Here is a 20,490-nt window from a genome sequence, read left to right on the forward strand (position 1 = left end):
CGGATCAGACCTTTCCGAGGTCGAGCGCGCCCGTGGCGGCACCGGTCTGGTCGCCCTGGGCCACGCGGTCCAGGTACTCGCGGGCCTTGGTCGTCTCGGTCTCCAGGACGCCGATGGTCTGCGCCATCGAGTCCAGGGCCTGGACCTTGAACGTCGAGATCGAGTCCATGGTCGCGTAGATGTTCTGGAACGCGGCCTGGAGCTGGGGGAGCCCGACGGTCGCGCTCGCGGCCTGCGACTGGATGGACGCCGACTGGTCCGCGAGCATCTTGGACGTCGAGGCGATCATGTTCGACGTCGTGGTGTTGAGCGCCGTGATCTGGTCCAGGACGAGCTTCTGGTTGGCGAGGGCCTGGGCCACGATGACGGCCGTGCGCAGCGCGGAGACGGTCGTGGTGGTCGCGCGGTCGACGCCCTTGATGAGCTCGACGTTGTTCTTGATGACGATGTCGATCGCGAGGTAGCCCTGGATGGACACCGCGAGCTGGGTCAGGAGGTCCTGGTGCTTCTGGCGGACGTAGAACAGGACGTCCTCGCGCAGGGCCTTGGCCTTCTCCGGGTCCGTCGCGTCGAGCTCGGCCGTCTTGGCGGACAGCTGCGCGTCGAGGCGCTCGGCCACGTAGATGTACTGGTTGAGGCGCGCCATGGTGTCCCACAGGTGCTGCTTCTCGAGGTTGAGGGCCGCGTTGTCCTTGCGGAGCTCGTCCTGGCCGTCGTAGAGCGCGCGGATGATCGCGTTGAGGTGGCCCTGTGCCGACTCGTAGCGGCGGAAGTAGTACGTCAGCTTGTCGCCGAACGGGATGAACCCGAGGATCTTGCGGCCCATGCTGGCCTCGGACGGGTCGAGGTTCTCGACCGTGCGGCGCAGCTCGAGGAGCGTGCTGCCCACCTTGGAGCCCTCGGACAGCCCACCCTCCTTGAGCGCGCGCACGGGCGTGGCCAGCAGGCGGTTCGAGGAGTCGGCCGCGGTGCGGATGTCCTGGTCGCCCATGGTGCGCACGTCGTTGGCCTTGGCGGCGAACTCGGGAGAGCGGGCGTCGGAGGCCATGAGCGCGTCCAGGTAGGACGTGACCTTCTGGTCCAGGCCGGGGATCGCTGCCTCGTCGACGCGCGGGGCCATCGCGGGAGCCTGCGTGGTCGCGACGGGCTTCACGGGCTCGGGCGCGGAGAGCACGAGGTGCTCGGTCGCGGCGGGGGGCTGGAGCGGTGCTGCCTCGGTCATCGTGATCCTTCGCTCGTGTCTGCCGGTCGCCGGCCGGGGCGCTGACCGGTCGCCGATCCTGGAGCAGGGGTCGGCGCGAGACCCACCCCTGGAACCCGGCGAACCGGGCAAGCCGGTCCATCGACCGGTCCCGGGAGTATATCTGCGACGGGTGGCCGGTTCTTTACTCTTTCACGCCCTGAGGGGGGTGAGAACTCCCCATGGAAGGATTCTCGGCATGAGCGCTGAGATCACGGTCCACGTCCGCGGCAGCAACCGGGCAGGACGCCCCCTCCTGCTGCTGCTCCACGGGTTCGGCTCGCACGAGCACGACCTGCCCGCGATCGCCGGGCACCTGCCGCCGGTGTGGGACTGGGCGTCGTTGCGGGCACCCCTGGCAGCGGGCAACGGCGGGTTCTCGTGGGTACCGATCGAGGTGCCCGGGCGCCCCGACCCGCAGGTCGTGGCCGACTCGACCGCCGCGGTCCTCGCATGGCTCGACGTGAACGTCGAGCCGGGGACCGTCGTCGTGCCCGTGGGGTTCTCGCAGGGTGGGCTCATGGTGTCCCAGCTCCTGCGGGCCGCGCCCGAGCGGTTCGCGGCGGGCGTCGTGCTGTCGGGCTTCGTGCTCGACGCGGTGCTGCCCGGTGACGAGGCGCTCGCGGCCCGTCGGCCGCCCGTGTTCTTCGGGCACGGTGACGCGGACCAGGTCATCTCGCCCGACGCGACGGCGCGGACGTCGGCCTGGCTCCCGCAGCACGCCGACGCGACCGAGGTCGTGTACCCGGGGCTGCCGCACTCGATCAGCGCCGAGGAGCTCACCGACGTCTCGACGTTCCTGGAGAAGGTGCTGCCGGACGGTGCGACCGGCCGGTGAGGGCCGTACGGCGTGAGCCGACGGCGGAGCGCGCGTCCGCAGGGGCGTCTTGCCTGGGGCTGGGGCCGGGTGCTTCGGGGGCTGCGCCCGGGGCTGGGGGCCTTCCGGGGGCGGGTGGTGTTTCTGCGGAGCCACCACAATGGTGGTGGCTCCGCAGAGACACGACCCTGAGGTCCCGGTTGGTTCGTCGGCCGTTGGTCTCACGACGATAGCTGGAGGCGGGATTCGTCGAGCTCTCGTTCCGCGACGGTCAGGCGGAGATGTACGGAGCTCGTGACCTGAGCAGCGGCTTCATGCTCACCCATGTGGGGGGCGAGGCCGCGTGGGACTTCCTCGTGAACGTGGCGAGCGCTTGCGGGCTGACGATCATGCTGGCCGGGCTCGTCGTCGTGACGGATGCGCAGGCGCTGCGGGATCTTCCCGAGGAACTCCTTCAGGACGCCCGGGTGGCCACGAGCGGAGCCATGCTGCGGATGCTCCTGAAGGACGCGTAGCGGTGCCCCGAGCAGGACTCGAACCTGCAACCTACGGATTAGAAGGCCGTTGCTCTATCCATTGAGCTATCGGGGCGCGGGGACCATCGTAGTGGGATCCGGCCGTGACCTGCGCGCACGCGCGCGAGACGGTCGTGTCGCGGACGGTCCCGCACGGACCCGCCCGCCCACCTCACCCGGCTCCTCGGCAGTCCGCGGCCCCGTGACCGGCGCGCGCGTTTGGCATCGCCTCGGGAACCACAGAAGATGAACGGGTGACGACCCGACATGCTGCCGACCGTGCCCCGCGGGCCACCCCCGCCTCGGGCAGGACGCCCGGCAACACCCCTGAGGAGATCGGGACGACGGTCTTCGACGTGGGCCGTGACCTGCGCCGCGACGTGGCCGAGGTCGAGCTTCCGCTGGTCCTCGACGGGGTCGAGGAGGCGGAGGCCGCCCGCCGGCGCCTGCTGAACCAGCTCGACGAGCACCTGCTCCCGCGCCTCAAGGAGCTGTCCTCCCCGGCGGTCGTGGTGATCGCCGGGTCGACGGGCGCGGGCAAGTCGACGCTGTACAACTCGTTGCTGGGCGAGGAGGTCTCGCAGGCGGGCGTGCTGCGCCCCACGACGCGCGAGCCGGTGTTCGCCTACAACCCGCTCGACGTCGACGTCCTGGTCCACAGCCCCACGACCGCGATGTCGCGCGTCGTCGAGCACGACGGCGTCCCGCGCGGCACCGCGCTCCTGGACGCCCCGGACCTCGACTCGCTCCTCGCGGAGAACCGCTCGACCGCAGCCCAGCTCCTCGAGGCCGCGGACCTGTGGCTCTTCGTGACCACGGCGGCGCGCTACGGCGACGCCCTGCCCTGGGTCGCGCTCGGACAGGCCATGGAGCGTGGCGCGAGCGTCGCGATGGTCCTCAACCGCGTCCCGCAGCACAACCTCACGACCATCCGCGGCGACCTCCTGGCCCGCCTGCGCGAGCACGGCATGGAGGGTGTGCCGCTCTTCGTGATCCCCGACGTCGGGCCGCACGAGGGCATGCTCGACCGCGCGACCGTGACCCCCATCGCCCGGTGGCTGACCATGCTCGCGGGGCCGGACAGGTCGCGCGCCGTGATCGTGCGCACGCTCAAGGGCTCGCTCGCCGCGCTCCCGGCGTGGGTCACGGGCATCGCGGACGCGGTCCAGCAGCAGGTCGAGGCCGCGGAGGTGCTGCGCGGCACGATCGAGAAGGCCCTGCCCGACGCCGAGGCCTCGGCCCGCGCGTCCGTCGCCGCGGGCGTCGTCGCGGAGGGCTCGGTCGCCTCGCGCTGGGCCCAGCTCGCGAGCGCCGAGAAGATCGACCGCCTCAAGGTGCGCCACGGGCTGGCGCGCTCGACCAAGCGCCGGGGGCGTGCACGGGAGGCAGCGCTCGAACCGCTCCTCGACGAGGTCCGCGCCGCGGCGACGCGCACGCTGGTCGCTGCCGGCTCGAGCGCCGACGACGCGCTGCGCGCTGCGCTCACCGGCCCCGACGCACCTCCCGGGGGCCCTGCGTTCGCGCCCGAGCACGGCGACCCGGCCCGTGAGGCGGCGCGCGAGAAGGCCGCCGCGACCCAGGTCCACGAGTGGGTCTCGGTCGCCGAGCGCGCGGTCGAGGCCCTGCGCGGCATCGACGAGCCGGGCGTCACCCCGCAGGACAGCGCCGAGAACCGCCGGGCAGAGGCCGCGGTCAAGGCTCTCGGGCCCACGGGGCTCGTCGCGCTGCTCCTCACGTCCGCCGCAGGGGTCGACGACGCCACGCGCCTCGTGCAGGCGCTGCTCGGCGAGCCGGGGGTCGCCTCCGCGCAGACCCTGACCTCGGACCTCGCCGACCGCGCCGCCGCGTTGGTGGCCCGCGAACCCGTCGACCTGCTGGAACGCCTCGACATCCCCGCCCTCGCGCCGGATGCCGCCGTCGGGCTGCGCCTGCGCCTCGCTGAGCTCAGGAGGCTCTCATGACGTCCCACGACTCTCAGCTCAGGTCCCGCGCGGACGACCTCGGCAAGGCCCTCGACCTCGCGGGCGACCGGCTCGACCCCGAGGTCGCGGACCGGATCCGGACCGCGATCGGCGGGGTGCGCGAGCGCCTCGCCCTGGGCGTCGACCACACGGTCGTGGCGCTCGCGGGCGGCACGGGCTCGGGCAAGTCGAGCCTGTTCAACCGCATCTCGCGCCTGAACTTCGCCGACGTCGGTGCCAAGCGGCCCACGACGGCCCGCATCACGGCGTGCTCGTGGAGCGACCAGGCCACGGCGCTCCTGGACTGGCTCGAGGTCGACCCGGAGCGGCGCATCACGCGGGGCAGCGAGCTCGACGGGGACGCCGAGGAGGGCCTCGACGGGCTGGTCCTGCTCGACCTGCCGGACCACGACTCGATCGAGCCCGCGCACCAGGCGGTCGTCGACCGCGTCCTGCCGCTCGTGGACCTGCTCGTGTGGGTCGTGGACCCCCAGAAGTACGCCGACGACGCGCTGCACTCGGGATACCTGCAGAAGTCGGTCGGGCTCGAGGCGTCGATGGTCGTGGCGCTCAACCAGATCGACACCGTGCCGACCACCCAGCGCGGCAACCTCGTCGCGGACATGGGTCGCCTCCTCGAGGAGGACGGGCTGTCCGGGGTGTACGTGACCATGGTCTCGGCCCGCACGGGCGAGGGGCTCGGCCAGGTGCGTGAGCTGCTGCAGCAGGCCGTGGCCCGACGCAGCGTGGCTGCGAGCCGGGTCGCGGGCGAGCTCGACCGCGCGGGGGCTCTGCTGCTCGAGCAGACCCCGGGCGAGGTGCCGTGGACCATGAGCACCGCGGTCGACGAGGAGGTCTCCGCGATCGGCGAGGCGACCGGGCTCTCGGCCGTGGCAGGTCAGGTCGCCGCGGCCGTGCGCAACGGGTACGGCCGCCCCGAGTTCGCGCCGCCGCAGACCGACGCGGTCGCGCTCTCGCGCAGCCGGTGGCTCGCGCGCGCCGGCAAGTCCTTGCGCCCGGGCTGGAAGCAGGCGCTCGACGAGGTCGTCGCCCCGGCGGACCGCCTGGTCGAGGACACCCAGCGGGCGCTGTCCAAGGTCTCGCTCGACACGCGCGGGCCGTCCTCGGCCCGTGCCACGCGCACGACCGCGCTCGTGGCCATCGGCGTGGCCGTCGTCACGGGGGCGCTCGCGATCCTCAGCTCGTCGGGCGTGCTGGACCTCGACCGGACGATCGTCGCTGCGTCCGCGATCGTGGCGGGCGCGGCGGTCCTGGTGGCGCTCGGCTTCTTCCTCGCGGGGATCCAGATCCGTCGGACCCTGGCCCGTCGGCGCGAGGCGACCGTGCTGGCCTCGGGCCGCGGAGCGGTCGAGCGAGTGGTCCAGGAGACCATGGGCAAGCCCACGCAGAAGCTGCTCGACGAGCACCGGCGCGTGCGCGAGCTCGCCCAGTCCGCACGCGACACGGGCAGGACCGCACCGCTCACCGGGGCGTTGAGCTTGCCCACAGCCCACGATCTGGTCGCTCCGTCCACAGACGGGCCGACGACCCCGGACACCGCAGCGCGCGAACCGTCAGCCTGAGGTCGCGGTCGGCACCAGGCCGGCCCCGCACCCAGGAGGAACGATGGGCAACGACGTCACGGTCACGCTGGCAGGCTTCATGGGCACGAGCCCCAGGCTGTTCGCGTCCCCGACCGGCAACGACTTCACGAGCTTCCGCATCGCGAGCACCACGCGCTACCTCGACCGCACGCGCGGCGAGTGGGTCGACGGACGGACCATCTGGTTCACCGTCAAGGCGTGGAGGGGCATGGCCCAGAACGTCGTGGCCTCGCTGCGCAAGGGTGACGCGGTCGTCGTCACGGGGCGTCTCGCTGTCGACGAGTGGACCAGCCCCGAGGGGCCTCGCACCAACCTCGTGATCGAGGCGAGCGCCCTGGGCCCGGACCTCACGCGGGGACAGGCGCGCTTCTCGCCCACGGTCCACCGCCCCACCACGCCCGACGGCGCCGCGCACGGCCAGGCGGCCGCCGCCCCCGAGCCGGGGGCCGGCAGCGAGAACACCTTGGGCCTCCTCGCCGTCGCGGGCGGCGACACGGAGTGGGACCTGGGGGCGCTGGGGGAGCCCGTCCCGGAGGACGACGACGCCGAGCACGGCCTGGTCGACGACGCGCTCGGGCTGCTCGCCGCGGACGACGGTCACGCGGACGACGAGGACGGAGCCGTCGACCAGGAAGCCGTGACCCACGAGCTCCTGGCGACGCGCTGAACCCCGACCGCGTAGGCTGAGGGGTCGAAGACGCCCGCCCCACCTGGGGCACCCCGGGTCCGGGGCGGGCGCACAGCATCCCGCGAGCGATCGAACGGTGGAACAGAGCCAGTGGCTGAGTTCATCTACTCCATGTACAAGGCGCGCAAGGCGCACGGTGACAAGGTCATCCTCGACGACGTCACCCTGAACTTCCTTCCCGGTGCCAAGATCGGTGTGGTCGGCCCCAACGGTGCCGGTAAGTCCACGATCCTGAAGATCATGGCCGGGCTGGAGCAACCCTCGAACGGCGACGCCCGGCTCTCGCCCGGGTACTCGGTCGGCATCCTGCTGCAGGAGCCGCCGCTGAACGAGGAGAAGACGGTCCTCGGCAACGTCGAGGAGGGCGTGGCCGAGATCAAGGGCAAGCTCGACCGCTTCAACGAGATCTCGGCGCTCATGGCAGAGCCGGACGCCGACTTCGACGCGCTGCTCGCCGAGATGGGCACCCTCCAGGAGGCCATCGACGCAGCCGACGCGTGGGACCTCGACTCGCAGCTCGAGCAGGCCATGGACGCGCTGCGCTGCCCGCCGCCGGACGCCGACGTGTCGGTGCTCTCGGGTGGTGAGCGTCGCCGTGTCGCCCTGTGCAAGCTCCTCCTCGAGAAGCCCGACCTGCTGCTCCTCGACGAGCCCACCAACCACCTGGACGCCGAGTCGGTCCTGTGGCTCGAGCAGCACCTCGCGTCGTACCCCGGCGCGATCCTCGCCGTGACCCACGACCGCTACTTCCTCGACCACGTCGCGGAGTGGATCTGCGAGGTCGACCGCGGGCGCCTGTACCCCTACGAGGGCAACTACTCCACCTACCTGGAGAAGAAGCAGGAGCGCCTGGCGATCCAGGGCAAGAAGGACCAGAAGCTCGCGAAGCGTCTGAAGGACGAGCTCGAGTGGGTCCGCTCCAACGCGAAGGGCCGCCAGACCAAGTCGAAGGCGCGTCTGGCGCGCTACGAGGAGATGGCTGCCGAGGCGGACCGCACCAGGAAGCTGGACTTCGAGGAGATCCAGATCCCGCCGGGCCCGCGCCTGGGGTCGGTCGTCCTGGAGGCCTCGAACCTGCAGAAGGGCTTCGACGGGCGCAAGCTCATCGACGGGCTCAGCTTCACGCTGCCGCGCAACGGCATCGTCGGCGTGATCGGTCCGAACGGTGTCGGCAAGACGACGCTGTTCAAGACGATCGTGGGCCTCGAGCCCCTCGACGGCGGCGACCTCAAGGTCGGCGAGACCGTCTCGATCTCCTACGTCGACCAGTCGCGTGGCGGGATCGACCCCAAGAAGACGCTGTTCGAGGTCGTCTCGGACGGGCTCGACTTCATCAAGGTCGGCAACGTCGAGATGCCCTCCCGGGCATACGTGGCGGCGTTCGGCTTCAAGGGGCCGGACCAGCAGAAGCCGGCCGGCGTGCTCTCGGGTGGTGAGCGCAACCGTCTGAACCTCGCGCTGACCCTCAAGCAGGGTGGAAACCTCCTGCTGCTCGACGAGCCCACCAACGACCTGGACGTCGAGACCCTCGGCTCGCTCGAGAACGCCCTGCTCGAGTTCCCTGGCTGCGCCGTCGTGGTCTCGCACGACCGGTGGTTCCTCGACCGCGTCGCGACGCACATCCTCGCGTACGAGGGCACCGAGGAGGACCCGGCGAACTGGTACTGGTTCGAGGGCAACTTCGCCTCGTACGAGGAGAACAAGATCAGCCGCCTCGGTGCGGACGCCGCGCGCCCGCACCGCGTCACGTACCGCAAGCTGACGCGCGACTGACCCGTCGCTGACGCGTGCCGCCCTGCCGGCGGCGGAGAGGGCCCCGACGAGGATTCGTCGGGGCCCTCTCGCGTGGACCGTGCCGCCCCGCGGGCTGGACCGGCCGCCCTCGTCGCTCCTCCCTGCCCGGCCGATCAAGCCTGTCCCGTCCGGCCCCACGCGCTCCGGCCCGACGTCACCCGGCGCCCGCGGCGCGCTCACCGGTCGCTCGGCTGCCGGGTCCGGCAGACTGAGGCCCATGACCATCCCGAGCGACGACGCAGGCCGGACCGTCGGTGGCGACCCCGACGGCGGTGCCGCGCGCACGAGCGGCGACGGGCCGGGCGCGCCCGGCACCGGCGCGGGTCCCGGCGCAACCGGTCAGGACCTCGGCGCCCCGGCGCCCGGCACCTCGCTCGACGAGAGCGGTCACGGTCGGCACGTCGCCGACGCAGACCCCGTGGTCGAGCGGTCGCTCGTGCGCGCTCCGCAGGCCGGCACGGACGAGCTCGTCGCGGCCCTCGACGTCCTGCGCGGCGAGCTCACCGCGCAGCGCCTGCCGCTGACGACGCCCGGGGTCGAGGAGGACCGTCGGACCCTCGCGCTCGCGGTCGACCAGCTCGACGACTACCTGCTGCCGCGCCTGCGAGCCCGCAGCGCCCCGCTGCTCGTGGTCGTGGGCGGCTCGACGGGAGCGGGCAAGTCCACGCTCGTGAACTCGGTCCTGGGGGAGAAGGTCACGACGCCCGGGGTGCTGCGTCCCACGACGCGCTCGCCCGTGCTGGTGCACCATCCCCTGGACGGGCGCTGGTTCAGCACCGACCGCATCCTGCCCGGGCTCGCGCGCGTGACCGGTGCGGTCGACCACACCGACGGCGCGTCGTCGCACCGCGCGGTGCGCCTGGTCGCGTCCGAGGTCCTGCCGCAGGGCCTCGCGCTCCTCGATGCACCGGACGTCGACTCGGTCGTGGTCGAGAACCGCGAGCTCGCGGCACAGCTCCTCGGTGCGGCGGACCTCTGGCTCTTCGTCACGACGGCCGCGCGCTACGCCGACGCCGTGCCGTGGGACCTGCTCCACGAGGCCGCCCGCCGCCGCGCCCAGGTGGCCCTCGTGCTCGACCGGGTCGACCCCGGCGCCGAGGCCGTGGGTGCGGACCTGCACCGCCTGGCCTCCGAGAACGGGCTCGGGCACGCGCCGATCTTCCTGGTGCCCGAGGCGCAGCTCGTCGACGGGCTCCTCCCCGAGACCGCGGTGGGGGAGATCTCGCGCTGGCTCACGGCCCTCGGTGGTGACGCGGGCGCGCGCTCGGCCGTGATCGACGCGACGCGCGACGGCGTGGTCGACGACCTGGTGCGCCGCGCGACCGACCTCGCGGGCGCGGTCGATGCGCAGCACGAGGCCGACGGACACCTGCGCGCGGCCGTCGGCGCCGCGTACGAGGACGCACGTCGGACGATCCTCGCCGCGACGAGCGACGGCACCATGCTGCGCGGCGAGGTGCTCTCTCGCTGGCAGGACTTCGTCGGGACGGGCGAGTTCTTCCGCGCCGTCGAGCAGAAGGTCGGCTCGGTCCGTGACGCGGTCAGCGGCTTCTTCCGCGGCAAGGGGCGCAAGGTCCCCGAGGTCGAGGAGGCCATCACGCACGGGCTGGAGTCGGTCGTGCTCGACGCCGCCGAGGAGGCCGCCGAGCGCAGCTACCGCGCATGGCGTGCCGACCCCTCGGGGGCCGCGCTGCTCGACGGGCTGGACCTGTCCCGCGCGTCGGGCACGCTGCGCACGCGGGTCGCCGAGGAGATCCGGGGCTGGCAGGCGGACGTCCTCGCGCTCGTGAGCGAGCAGGCCGCGGCCAAGCGGGGCACGGCCCGCGCCCTGTCGTTCGGGCTCAACGGGCTGGGCGTCTCGCTCATGGTCCTGGTCTTCGCGTCGACGGGCGGGATCACCGGGGCCGAGCTCGGCATCGCGGGGGGCACGGCGGTGCTCGCCCAGAAGCTCCTCGAGGCCGTGTTCGGCGACGACGCCGTGCGCCGGCTCACGCGCACGGCCCAGGACCGTCTCTCGGCCCGCGTCGGGGCCGTGCTCGACGGCGAGGCCCGACGCTTCACGTCCCAGCTCGACGCGCTCGGCACGGGGGACGCGACCGGTACCCCGCTGCGAGCCGCGGCCGAGGAGGTGCGCCGGGCCGCGCGGCGCGAGCAGAAGGCCCGTGCCGCGGACGTGACCGGCGCGCAGGACCCCGGCTCCGTCGTCGGGCAGGCGGGGGCCCTGCGCGGGGCGCACGCGCGCGACCCGCAGACCCCCGACGCCCCCGCGGACGAGGCGCCGGGCACCGAGCGCCCCGGCTTCTGGCGACGCCTGTTCGGCGCGCGCCCGGCCGACGCGACCGAGGAGCCCTCGACCGACGAGCCCGGGGACGGGCGCTGATGGCCCGCCTCGACGTCGCCGACCGGGTCGCCGCGCTCGAGACCGCGGTCTCCGCGGGCGAGGGGCGCCTGCCCGCCCCGCTCCTCGACGACGCCCGGGCGGTCCTGGAGCGCACGGCCACGCGCAGCGCGCTGTCGGCCGAGCACACGGTCGTGGCGCTCGCGGGCTCGACCGGTTCGGGCAAGTCGTCGCTGTTCAACGCGATCGCCCGGGCGCCGCTCGCGCGCCCGGGCATCACGCGCCCGACGACGTCGCGCCCCATGGCGGTCGTCTGGGGCCCGGGCGCGGACCCGCTCCTGAGCTGGCTCGAGGTCGGGGACCGGCACCACGCCGCCGACCGTGCGACCGTGGCCACCCGGGGCCTCGTGCTGCTCGACCTGCCCGACCACGACTCGGTCGAGACCGAGCACCGTGCGATCGCCGAGCGGCTCGTCGAGCGCGTCGACCTGCTGGTGTGGGTCGTGGACCCGCAGAAGTACGCCGACGCGGCGCTGCACGAGCGCTACCTGCGCCCGCTCGCGGGGCACGGCGACGTCGTCGTGGTCGTGCTCAACCAGATCGACCGACTGACCCCCGAGGAGGCGACCGCGTGCCTCGCGGACCTGCGTCGCCTCGTGGCCGAGGACGGGCTCGCGGCGGCCCGCGTGCTGGGCGTCTCGGCGACCACGGGCCAGGGGATCGACGAGCTCGACGCCCTCCTGGACCAGGCTGCGGCGCGGCGCGAGGCGGCCGTCGCTCGCATGGTCGCGGACCTGCGCACGGTCGCGGCACGGATCGCGGACGCGTGCGGCGACAAGGTCCCCGACCGTTCGCAGAAGGCCGCGCGCGAGCGGCTCGTCGACGCGCTCGAGGCCGCGGCCGGGGTGCCCACGGTCGTGGACGCCGTGCGGGGGTCGGCGAACCGGCGCGCCCGGGCCGCGACAGGCTGGCCCCCCACGCGCTGGATCGGGCGGCTGTGCGTGGACCCGCTGCGCAGGCTCGGCCTGACGCGCGGCACGGACCGGCCCGAGCTCGCGCGCACCTCGCTCCCGCCCGCCTCGCCCACGCTCGCTGCCCGCGCCCACGTCGCGGTCCGCGAGTACGTCGGCACCATGACGACGGGCGCGCCCGAGGACTGGGTGCTCGCCGCGCGGGCCCGGGTCACGGCGAGCACCGACGGTCTGGACGACGCGCTCGACCTCGCCGTGGCCGGCACCGAGCTCGAGGCCACGCGGCGCCCCCTCTGGTGGGGCGTGGTGAGCTTCGTCCAGTGGGTCGTGCTGGGCGTGCTGGTGGCGGGGCTGGTGTGGCTCGGTGTGCTCGCGGTCCTGGCGTACCTCCAGCTGCCTGCCCCCGAGACGCCGACCTGGCGCGGCTTCCCGTGGCCCACGCTCATGGTCGTGGGCGGGGCGCTGGTCGGGCTGGTCGTGGCGCTCGTCTCGCGCCTGGCGGGGGCGCTGGGTGCCCGACGGCGGGCCGCGCGCGCCCGGCGCAGGCTGCGGGAGAGCATCGGACGGGTCGCGGACGGCCAGGTGCGCCTGCCCGTGGCCGAGGAGCTGTCGGCCCTGACCACGTGCCGCGTGGCTGCCCATATCGCGGCGGGGTGAGGCGGGCGTAGGGTGGCCCGGGTGCCCCCACGTCCCGAGCCATCGGCCGCGACGTGGTGCGAGGCCCTGCGGAATCGAAGAAAGGACTTCCATGACCCGCCTGCACGTCCCCGTCGCCCTGCGTTGGTCCGACCTCGACGCCTACCAGCACGTCAACAACGTCGAGATGCTCCGGCTCCTCGAGGACGCCCGCATCACGGCTTTCTGGCGTCATCCCGAGGCCACGGTCGAGGAGAGCTGGCCCACGGCCGTGCTCGACACGGGCCCGCACGCGACCTCGCACACGCTCGTCGCCCGCCAGGAGATCGAGTACCTGCGGCCGCTGGGCTTCACGCGCAGCCCCGTGCGCGTCGAGATGTGGCTCGGGCACCTGGGCGGGGCGAGCCTCGAGGTCTGCTACGAGGTGCACACCGAGTGGCCCGACCCCTCGGGGCGCACCGGCCCCTCGATCGGGAGCCGCCCTTATGCCAAGGCCGCGACGACGATCGTGGTCGTCGACGCGTCGACGGGGGCCCCGCGGCGCATCACCGACGACGAGCGCGCGGCCTGGCAGCCGTTCGTCGAGGACCCGCTGGAGTTCCGGCGCAGGGGACGTTGACGAGATGCTGAGAGGGGTGGTGACGAACCCGACGGTGACGGATGTCCCCGGTAGATGTCATGATGCGCGCGTGGACACCGTAGAGGTCGTCGGCGAGGCCGAGGCCGTCACCGCCGAACGCGAGACCGTCGAACCCGAGATCGCCGCGCCCGCAGTGCCTGCCGACCAGCGGGTGATCCCTCCCGTCTCCGAGGTCGAGGCGGAGCTCGACGCCGTGGACTGGCAGGGGCTCCAGGGGGCGTTCGGCCCGGCCGACGCGTTCCCTGCCCTGGTGCGCGCCGTCGTCGGGCCCGAGGGACCCGAGCGCGACGAGGCGCTCGACCTGCTGTGGCAGGTCGTCAACCACGACGGTGCCCTCTACGAGGCGTCGCTGCCCGCGCTGCGTGTTCTCGCCGCGGTCGTGCGCGACGAGGGGCTGGCCGAGGAGGTCCGCAGCGGCGTCGCGCTCCTGCTGCTGACCATGGGGGCCGCGCACCTGCCCGGCGAGCCCGCCGAGCAGGTCGACCTCCAGCTCGAGGTCCTGCTCGCCGCGCAGGAGCTGCTGCCCGGCTTGGACGCCGCGTTCCTCGGTGGGCCGCGCACGCTGCAGGTCGCGCTGCTCGCGGTCCAGGCCGTCACGGGCGAGGCGACCTCGTTCGCCGGACGGGCCGCGATCGCCCGGCTCATCGCCTCGGACGACCCCCTGCTCGCGGCGATCGCCTCGCTCGCGTTCGACCTCGTCTCGGGGGCCGTCCCGGCGCGCGGAGCGGTCCACCGGCCCGGCGTGCTCGACGAGGACATCCGCGAGCTCATCGAGGACTATGCGGACCTCACGGACGTGACCCTCGCGGGCATGGTCGTGAGCGAGACCGCGTTCGCGCTCGTGGACCGGATGCTCACCGCGGAGGAGTGACGACCCGGTCGGCCGTGCGCGTCGCGGCGGCTGCCCGTTCGGCGGCTTCGGCGATGTTCTTCTGCATGCCTCCGAACACCACGCCGTGGAACGGCTTGACGGACCACCAGTAGGCCTGGCCCGCGAGCCCGTGCGGGTGGAAGAGCGCGCGCTGCGCGAAGTACGTCCGGCCCGGGCCGGACGCGTCCTCGGGGGCGGGGCCGACGTCGTCGGGCCCCGTGACCTCCTCGGCCGCCTCGTCCACGCGCAGCTCGAGCCATGCCAGGCCGGGGAGCCGCATCTCGGCGCGCAGCAGCAGACGGCGCCCCGGCTCGATCGCCTCGACGCGCCAGAAGTCCAGGACGTCGTCGACCACGAGCGTGTTCTCGTCCCGGCGCCCTCGGCGCAGGCCCGGCCCTCCGGACAACCGGTCCATGAGCCCGCGGACCCGCCACGCGAGCGACCACGAGTACCAGCCGCCCTGCCCCCCGATCGACTCGACGACCTTCCAGAGGACGTCGGGCGGGGCGTCGACCACGCGGCGCCGCTCGTCGACGTAGAGCGAGCCGCCCGCCCAGTCGGGGTCCGAGGGCAGCGGGTCGCTCGGCGCGCCCTCGACCGCGGCCGACGACCAGCGCGTGGTCACCTCGCCGTCGTGGATGCGCTCGAGCGCGAGCTCGACCGCGCGCCGGAAGCCGATCAGCCCGCCGGGAGGGTCCGGGACGTACCGCGCGATGTCGTGCTCGTCGCACACGACCTCGTGGACGAGCGACTCGACGAGCGGTCGTGCGATGCTCGCGGGGACGGGGGTCACGAGGCCCACCCAGTGGCTCGACAGCCGCGGGGTCAGGACCGGGACGCTCACGATCAGCCGACGGGGGAGCCCGGCGACCTGGGCGTAGCCCTGCATCATCTGCCGGTAGGTCAGGACGTCCGGACCGCCGATGTCGAACGCACGCGAGACGGCCGCGGGCATCGTGGCGCTGCCGACCAGGTAGCGCAGCACGTCACGGATCGCGATCGGCTGGATGCGGTTGTCGACCCAGCGCGGCGTCGTCATCGCGGGCAGCCGTTCGGTCAGGTAGCGCATCATCTCGAACGAGGCCGAGCCCGAGCCGAGGATCACCGCGGCCTGGAGCACCGTCGTCGGGACCCCGGAGGCGAGGAGGATCTCCCCGACCTCCTTGCGCGAGGCCAGGTGCGGGGACAGCTCGGCGTCGTCGACGTCGGGGAACAGGCCGCCCAGGTAGACGATCCGGCCCACGCCCGCCTCACGGGCGGCCTGCGCGAAGGTCAGCGCGGTGCGCCGGTCGCGGGCCGCGAACGAGCTGCCCGTGCCGAGGGAGTGGATGAGGTAGTACGCGACGTCGGCCCCTCGGAGCGCGTCGCGGATCTGGTCGAGGTCCGACGCGTCGGCCTGCACGAGGTCGACGTGCTGCGCCCAGTCGCGTCCGGACAGCCGCTCGGGCCGCCGGGCGAGCGCCCGGACGTGATGCCCGGCATCCAGGAGCTCGGGGACCAGGCGGCCACCGACGTACCCCGTGACGCCCGTGACGGCGACGGTCAGGGGGGCCGGAGCGGAGCCCTCGGTCGGCAGGCCGGCAGGGGCGGTCGCGGTCGGCGGGGGAGCGGCGTCGTCGGCTGGAGTCATGATGCTCCCCATGGTGACCCGGGGCGCGGCCGCTCGCGACCCGCGGGTCAGCCCAGCAGGTCCAGCACCGCACGCTCCACCGCGGCCTGGCTCCGGTGCTTGCCCAGGAGCGGCGCGATGGTCCGCCCGGCCTCCCAGAGGTCGATCAGGCGCGGGTCGACGTACGACGACCGTGCGACGGCCGGGGTGTTGCCGAGCTCGTCGGCGACGTCCCGGACCACGCTCGCGACCACGGCCCGTCGAGCGCGGGCCGAGCGGGGTGGGTCGCCTGCCTCTGCCAGTGCGCGGGCCGCGAGGACGCTCGCGTGCCAGGTCCGGAAGTCCTTCGCGGTCGCGTCCTCGCCCAGGCGGTCCTTGAGGTACCCGGTCACGTCGGTGCTCGTGACGTCGTGCCAGACCACGCCGTCGGGCGACTCCTCGCGCCAGGCGAGCAGCTCGTCGGCCCCGCGGCGCCGCACGAGCGTCGTGACGACCTCGCGGACGCGCTCGTCCTCGACGACGACGTCGCGCACCTGGCCCGACTTCGCGGGGTAGTGGAAGTGGACCGAGCCGTCGCGCCGCACGCGCACGTGCTCGGCGAGCAGCGTCGCGAGCCCGTAGCTGCCGTTCTGCTTCGCGTACGCCTCGCTGCCGGCCCGGAAGTACGCGAGGTCCAGGAGCCGGAACGCGAGCGCGAGGACCTTGTCCCGCGGTATCCCGTCGAGCGCGAGGTCCTTGGCGACCCGCCGGCGTGCGGCGGGAAGCCGGGCACCGACCGCGAGGACGTGGTCGAACTTGCGGCGGGCCCTGCGCTCGCGCCACTGGTCGTGGTACAGGTACTGGCCACGCCCCGCGTCGTCGTACCCGAACGCCTGGACGTGCCCGTTCGCGTAGCGGCAGATCCAGACGTCGGTCCACGCGGGCGGGACGACCAGGCGCGTGCAGCGCGCGACCTCGTCCCGGTCGGTCAGCCGGGAGCCGTCGACGTCGAGGTACGAGAAGCCCTTCCCGTGGCGGCGTCGGCCGTACCCGGGCGAGGAGACCGAGACACGGCGCAGGCGGACCATCCGGTCATCCTGCACCGCGTCCCGGCGGCTCGCCCGTCAGACCGGCAGCCGCAGCATGCCCTCCTGCGCGATGCTCGCCACGAGCGTCCCGTCGCGCGTGAAGACCCGGGCGGCGCCGAGGCCGCGCCCGCCCTGCGCGCTGGGCGAGGACTGGACGTAGAGCAGCCACTCGTCGACGCGTGCGTCACGGTGCCACCACATCGCATGGTCGAGGCTCGCGATCGACGCCCCGGGCGTGACCCAGCTCGACCCCGTCTTGCGCAGCACGGGCTCGAGCATGATCTGGTCGCACGCGTACGCCATGAGGGCGCGGTGCAGGAGCTGGTCGCCCTCGACGGGGCCGCGCGCCTTCATCCACACCATCTGCTGGTCGGTGCGCTCGGCGCCGGGCCCCAGGTAGAGCGAGCCGCCCACGTGCCGCAGGTCGAACGCGGCCTCGTGCGAGCGCGAACGTGCCGCGGGGTGCGGGATCTTGCCGAGCTCGTCGAACGCCGACGGGAGCGTCTCGGGGTCCGGGGCCTCAGGCATGGGCGAGGTGTGCTCGACGCCGTCCTGCTCCTCCTGGAACGAGGCGATCATCGACAGGATCGGCTTGCCGTGCTGCACCGCGTGGGTGCGGCGCGCGCTGAACGAGCGGCCGTCGCGCAGCTTCTCGACCGCGAACTCGATGGGGGCGTCGAGGTCGCCCGCGCGCAGGAAGTAGCCGTGCATCGAGTGGGGACGGCGGTCGCCCTCGACGGTCAGGCCTGCGGCCATGAGCGCCTGGGCGAGCACCTGGCCGCCGTAGATCCGGGCGTTGGGCTGGTCGACGCTCAGCCCGCCGAAGCGCACGTCGGCGCCGTCCGAGCGCGAGTCGTCGGCCGGCTTCTCCTCGAGCTGGAGAGCGCGCAGCAGGTTGCCCAGCGGGTCACGGGCGAGCTCGTCGGCCGTGACCTTGGTACGCAGGGGCTGGGTCTGGTCGCGTTGCTCGGACTGGTCGGCGCGGGGGGTCGTCACGTCGGTCACGTCACTCCTCGAAGGTGTTGATCAGCGAGTGGGCGGCACGCTCCAGGTAGTCCCAGAGCGTGGCCTCGTGCAGCGGCGCGAGGTCCAGGGAGTCGACGCCGGCGCGCATGTGGGCGAGCCAGCGGTCCCTCGCGTCGGGGTTCACCTTGTACGGCGCGTGGCGCATGCGCAGGCGCGGGTGCCCGCGCTGCTCGGAGTACGTGGTGGGCCCGCCCCAGTACTGCTCGAGGAACGTCGTCAGCCGGACCTTGGCCGGGCCGAGGTCCTCCTCGGGGTACATGGGCTTGAGCACCGGGTCCGCCGCGACGCCCGCGTAGAAGACGTCGACGAGCTGCACGAAGGTCTCGTGCCCGCCGATCTCGTCGTAGAACGAGCCGGTCGAGGCGAGCGACTCGCGCAGCCGCGGGGCGGCGGCGCTCACGGGGAGCGGCGCGGGCGAGGCGCCGGGGTGGGGAACAGGATCGCTGGTCACGCCGCCATCATCCCACCCGGCGTCACGCCCGGGGGTGCCGTCACGACGTGACGCTCGCCGCTCCCGTGCACCTCACAGCCCCAGCTCGTCGAGCTGGGGCAGGGCAGCCCGCACGACGGCGCGCGCCTCGGCCGCGCTCTCGGCGGCGAGCGCGAGCTGGGCGACCTCACGGCACCGGCCGATCGTGACCGCGCCGAGCAGCGCGGCGACGTCCGGGATCGCCCGCGCGGTCATGGACAACGAGGACACCCCGAGCCCGACGAGCACGGCCGCGAGCACGGGGTTCGAGGCCGCCTCGCCGCACACGCCGACGGGCCGTCCCTGCAGGTCCCCACCGCGACAGGTGGCGGCGACGAGCTGGAGCACCGCGGGCTGCCACGGGTCGGAGAGCTCGGCGAGCGACCCCAGGAGACGGTCGGCCGCCATGGTGTACTGCGTCAGGTCGTTGGTGCCGATCGATGCGAAGTGCGCTCGCGCGAGGATGGGGCCGGCCAGCAGGGCCGCGCTCGGGACCTCGATCATGACGCCCGCGGTCTCGAGGCCGTGCGCCGCGCAGCGCGCGACGAACCACTCGGTCTCGGCGACGGTCGAGACCATGGGGGCCATGACCCAGACCTCGGCCTCCTCGGCCGCGGCGGCGATCGCGATGGCCTCGAGCTGCTGCTCGAGGAGCTCGGGCCACTTCTCGGCCGTGCGCAGGCCGCGCACACCGAGCGCGGGGTTCTCCTCGTCGTCGACCGACAGGAAGTGCAACGGCTTGTCGGCCCCCGAGTCGAGCGTGCGGATCACGACCTTGCGCCCGGCGAACGCGTGGAAGACCGTGCGGTACGCCGAGACCTGCTCCTCGGTCGTGGGCGGCTGCTCGCGGTCGAGGAAGCAGAACTCGGAGCGGAACAGTCCCACTCCCTCGGCTCCGGCCGCCGCGGCGGGCTCGGCTCCCGCAGGGTCGCCGATGTTGGCCAGGAGCTGGACGCGGTGGCCGTCGGCCGTGCGCCCCTCGCCCGAGAACGTGCGGACGGTCGCCGCCAGAGCCCGGGCCGTGGCGACCTGCTGGTCGGTGGGGTGCACGAGCACCGTGCCCGCGGACCCGTCCACGAGGACCGTGTCGCCGGCGGCGAGCGCCTCGCTCGCGCCCGTCGCGGCGACGACCGCGGGGATACCCATGGCGTTCGCGACGATCGCGGTGTGCGAGGTCGGTCCGGCGCCGTCGGTCACGATCGCGAGGACCCGGGCGGGGTCGAGGCTCGCGGTCACCGAGGGGGCCAGGTCGAGCGCGACCAGCACGAACGGCTCGGGGTGGTCGGGTACGCCGGGGGCAGGCCTGCCCGAGAGCGCCGCGACGATCCGGTCGCGGACGTCGGCGATGTCGCGCGCGCGCTCGGCGAAGTATCCGCCCAGGGCCTCGAACTGCTGGGCGACGGACTCGGCGGCCTCCCAGACGGCTCGTTCGGCGATCAGGTGCTCGTCGATGACGCGGCGCGCGGCGTCGGCCGCGAGCGTCGGGTCGGCCGCCATGGCAGCCGTGGCCTCGAGGACGTCGCGCGTGTCGCCCGTCGCGCTCGCCGCGGCCCGCTCGAGGTCCGCCTGGACCTGAGCGGCGGCCACCGGGATGCGGTCGGCCTCGGCCTGCAGGTCCGCGGTGGGGCGCAACCGGAGCCCGGGCGAGGGCTCCGCGAGCGGTTCGGGCAGGAAGACGACCGGTCCCACGACCTTGCCGGGGCACACCCCGATACCGGTGATGGTCCGCTGTACCTCGCTGGCCACGTCGTCCTCCAGGGTCTTGGTCGGGTCCGGCGGTCGGCCGGTGTCCTCTCCCGCAGTGTTCCCCAGCCGCACACGGACCGCCAAGCGGGCGGTGACCGCCGCGCACGAGGCGAGCGGCGCCGTCGGGCGTGCGAGGACGCCGAGAAATCGCCCGCACGCCTCACGCCCCCCGGGCACGGACTGAGACTAGGGTGGAGGAAAGAGGCCTGTTCGCAGTCCTTCGCACAGGCAACGGCGCCCGCAGCACAGGAGTCAGGAGTTCGTACATGAGCAAGGCACAGCAGATCCTCGAGGCGCTCGGCGGACAGCAGAACGTCGTCGACCTCGAACCCTGCATCACCCGGCTGCGTGTCGAGGTGACCAACCCGACGCTCGTGGACGAGGCGCGGCTCAAGGCCACCGGGGCGTTCGGTGTGGTGCGGTCGGGGCGGATCATCCAGGTGATCGTCGGCCCGGAGGCCGACAACCTCGCCGCCGAGCTCGACACCCTGCGCTGAC

Annotated in this window: 17 protein-coding genes and 1 tRNA gene; 11 read left to right on the forward strand and 7 right to left on the reverse strand. The window is 73.7% G+C overall.

All coding sequences use genetic code 11. The annotated features are described in order from the left end of the window. Nucleotides 1-4 precede the first annotated feature (4 nt). Nucleotides 5-1,222, reverse strand: coding sequence for a toxic anion resistance protein (locus ACIPWA_RS03470; RefSeq protein ID WP_400288133.1), 1,218 nt, complete (start codon nt 1,220-1,222; stop codon nt 5-7). A 217-nt stretch (nt 1,223-1,439) separates the two neighbouring features. Here ACIPWA_RS03470 and ACIPWA_RS03475 point away from each other — a divergent pair, with 217 nt between their 5' ends. Beyond that, a complete protein-coding gene (locus ACIPWA_RS03475) occupies nt 1,440-2,078 on the forward strand; it encodes an alpha/beta hydrolase (RefSeq protein ID WP_400288135.1) in 639 nt (212 codons plus the stop codon). A 293-nt stretch (nt 2,079-2,371) separates the two neighbouring features. Then, nucleotides 2,372-2,572 carry a hypothetical protein gene (locus tag ACIPWA_RS03480; protein WP_400288137.1) on the forward strand — a complete coding sequence of 67 codons (201 nt, stop codon included), beginning with the start codon at nt 2,372-2,374 and terminating at the stop codon, nt 2,570-2,572. Between the two features lie 3 nt (nt 2,573-2,575). Here the strand turns inward: ACIPWA_RS03480 and ACIPWA_RS03485 are convergent. Continuing rightward, nucleotides 2,576-2,648: transfer RNA gene (locus tag ACIPWA_RS03485), tRNA-Arg, on the reverse strand. A gap of 178 nt (nt 2,649-2,826) precedes the next feature. Between ACIPWA_RS03485 and ACIPWA_RS03490 the strand changes: the two genes are divergently transcribed. The 8 genes from ACIPWA_RS03490 to ACIPWA_RS03525 all read left to right on the forward strand — a co-directional run bounded on the left by ACIPWA_RS03490 (nt 2,827) and on the right by ACIPWA_RS03525 (nt 14,075). Next, nucleotides 2,827-4,533, forward strand: a complete 1,707-nt coding sequence (locus ACIPWA_RS03490) for a GTPase (RefSeq protein ID WP_354511242.1) — start codon at nt 2,827-2,829, stop codon at nt 4,531-4,533. Beyond that, nucleotides 4,530-6,116, forward strand: a complete 1,587-nt coding sequence (locus ACIPWA_RS03495; RefSeq protein ID WP_068706649.1) for a GTPase — start codon at nt 4,530-4,532, stop codon at nt 6,114-6,116. The genes ACIPWA_RS03490 and ACIPWA_RS03495 overlap by 4 nt, the downstream gene beginning before the upstream one ends. A gap of 43 nt (nt 6,117-6,159) precedes the next feature. After that, nucleotides 6,160-6,804 (forward strand): single-stranded DNA-binding protein, encoded by a 645-nt coding sequence (locus ACIPWA_RS03500; protein WP_068625769.1) that lies wholly within the window; start codon nt 6,160-6,162, stop codon nt 6,802-6,804. A gap of 111 nt (nt 6,805-6,915) precedes the next feature. Next, the gene (gene ettA, locus ACIPWA_RS03505; RefSeq protein WP_056648551.1) at nt 6,916-8,598 is read left to right on the forward strand and encodes an energy-dependent translational throttle protein EttA; all 1,683 of its coding nucleotides are present in this window, start codon (nt 6,916-6,918) and stop codon (nt 8,596-8,598) included. Nucleotides 8,599-8,836: 238 nt separating this feature from the next. Further along, entirely contained in the window at nt 8,837-10,999 is a 2,163-nt protein-coding gene (locus ACIPWA_RS03510; RefSeq protein WP_400288141.1) for a dynamin family protein, read from the forward strand. Beyond that, on the forward strand, nt 10,999-12,585 hold the full coding sequence (locus ACIPWA_RS03515) for a GTPase family protein (protein WP_400288142.1): 1,587 nt from the start codon (nt 10,999-11,001) through the stop codon (nt 12,583-12,585). Before ACIPWA_RS03510 ends, ACIPWA_RS03515 begins: the two co-directional genes overlap by 1 nt. A 91-nt stretch (nt 12,586-12,676) precedes the next feature. Beyond that, nucleotides 12,677-13,183, forward strand: a complete 507-nt coding sequence (locus tag ACIPWA_RS03520) for an acyl-CoA thioesterase (protein WP_400288144.1) — start codon at nt 12,677-12,679, stop codon at nt 13,181-13,183. A gap of 70 nt (nt 13,184-13,253) precedes the next feature. Next, complete coding sequence (locus ACIPWA_RS03525) at nt 13,254-14,075, forward strand: hypothetical protein (RefSeq protein WP_400288146.1); 822 nt, start codon at nt 13,254-13,256, stop codon at nt 14,073-14,075. Here the strand turns inward: ACIPWA_RS03525 and ACIPWA_RS03530 are convergent. The 5 genes from ACIPWA_RS03530 to ptsP form a co-directional block, all read right to left on the reverse strand. Beyond that, nucleotides 14,059-15,705, reverse strand: a complete 1,647-nt coding sequence (locus tag ACIPWA_RS03530; protein ID WP_400288148.1) for an SDR family oxidoreductase — start codon at nt 15,703-15,705, stop codon at nt 14,059-14,061. The two genes, ACIPWA_RS03525 and ACIPWA_RS03530, sit on opposite strands and share 17 nt — an antisense overlap. Before the next feature lie 47 nt (nt 15,706-15,752). Beyond that, a complete protein-coding gene (locus ACIPWA_RS03535; RefSeq protein ID WP_400288151.1) occupies nt 15,753-16,751 on the reverse strand; it encodes a DNA topoisomerase IB in 999 nt (332 codons plus the stop codon). Between the two features lie 36 nt (nt 16,752-16,787). Then, nucleotides 16,788-17,696 carry an acyl-CoA thioesterase gene (locus tag ACIPWA_RS03540; RefSeq protein ID WP_056648976.1) on the reverse strand — a complete coding sequence of 303 codons (909 nt, stop codon included), beginning with the start codon at nt 17,694-17,696 and terminating at the stop codon, nt 16,788-16,790. Between the two features lie 61 nt (nt 17,697-17,757). Continuing rightward, complete coding sequence (locus ACIPWA_RS03545; RefSeq protein WP_400288474.1) at nt 17,758-18,177, reverse strand: globin; 420 nt, start codon at nt 18,175-18,177, stop codon at nt 17,758-17,760. A 123-nt stretch (nt 18,178-18,300) separates the two neighbouring features. After that, complete coding sequence (ptsP, locus tag ACIPWA_RS03550) at nt 18,301-19,992, reverse strand: phosphoenolpyruvate--protein phosphotransferase (protein ID WP_068625776.1); 1,692 nt, start codon at nt 19,990-19,992, stop codon at nt 18,301-18,303. A 266-nt stretch (nt 19,993-20,258) separates the two neighbouring features. On the opposite strand from ptsP, the gene ACIPWA_RS03555 reads away from it, so the two are divergent. Next, on the forward strand, nt 20,259-20,489 hold the full coding sequence (locus tag ACIPWA_RS03555; protein ID WP_056648565.1) for a PTS sugar transporter subunit IIB: 231 nt from the start codon (nt 20,259-20,261) through the stop codon (nt 20,487-20,489). Nucleotide 20,490 lies beyond the last annotated feature (1 nt).

The sequence above is a fragment of the Oerskovia enterophila genome, from assembly GCF_044748475.1.
In the GTDB taxonomy this organism is placed as follows: Bacteria; Actinomycetota; Actinomycetes; order Actinomycetales; family Cellulomonadaceae; genus Oerskovia; species Oerskovia enterophila.

Bases quoted from the DNA above. Each gene is read 5' to 3' on its own strand.
- ACIPWA_RS03510 (WP_400288141.1), top strand. From the start codon at position 8,837: ATGACCATCCCGAGCGACGACGCAGGCCGGACCGTCGGTGGCGACCCC.
- ACIPWA_RS03500 (WP_068625769.1), top strand. From the start codon at position 6,160: ATGGGCAACGACGTCACGGTCACGCTGGCAGGCTTCATGGGCACGAGC.
- ACIPWA_RS03495 (WP_068706649.1), top strand. From the start codon at position 4,530: ATGACGTCCCACGACTCTCAGCTCAGGTCCCGCGCGGACGACCTCGGC.
- ACIPWA_RS03480 (WP_400288137.1), top strand. From the start codon at position 2,372: ATGCTCACCCATGTGGGGGGCGAGGCCGCGTGGGACTTCCTCGTGAAC.
- ACIPWA_RS03530 (WP_400288148.1), bottom strand. From the start codon at position 15,705: ATGACTCCAGCCGACGACGCCGCTCCCCCGCCGACCGCGACCGCCCCT.
- ACIPWA_RS03520 (WP_400288144.1), top strand. From the start codon at position 12,677: ATGACCCGCCTGCACGTCCCCGTCGCCCTGCGTTGGTCCGACCTCGAC.
- ACIPWA_RS03470 (WP_400288133.1), bottom strand. From the start codon at position 1,222: ATGACCGAGGCAGCACCGCTCCAGCCCCCCGCCGCGACCGAGCACCTC.
- ACIPWA_RS03555 (WP_056648565.1), top strand. From the start codon at position 20,259: ATGAGCAAGGCACAGCAGATCCTCGAGGCGCTCGGCGGACAGCAGAAC.
- ACIPWA_RS03475 (WP_400288135.1), top strand. From the start codon at position 1,440: ATGAGCGCTGAGATCACGGTCCACGTCCGCGGCAGCAACCGGGCAGGA.
- ACIPWA_RS03515 (WP_400288142.1), top strand. From the start codon at position 10,999: ATGGCCCGCCTCGACGTCGCCGACCGGGTCGCCGCGCTCGAGACCGCG.
- ACIPWA_RS03535 (WP_400288151.1), bottom strand. From the start codon at position 16,751: ATGGTCCGCCTGCGCCGTGTCTCGGTCTCCTCGCCCGGGTACGGCCGA.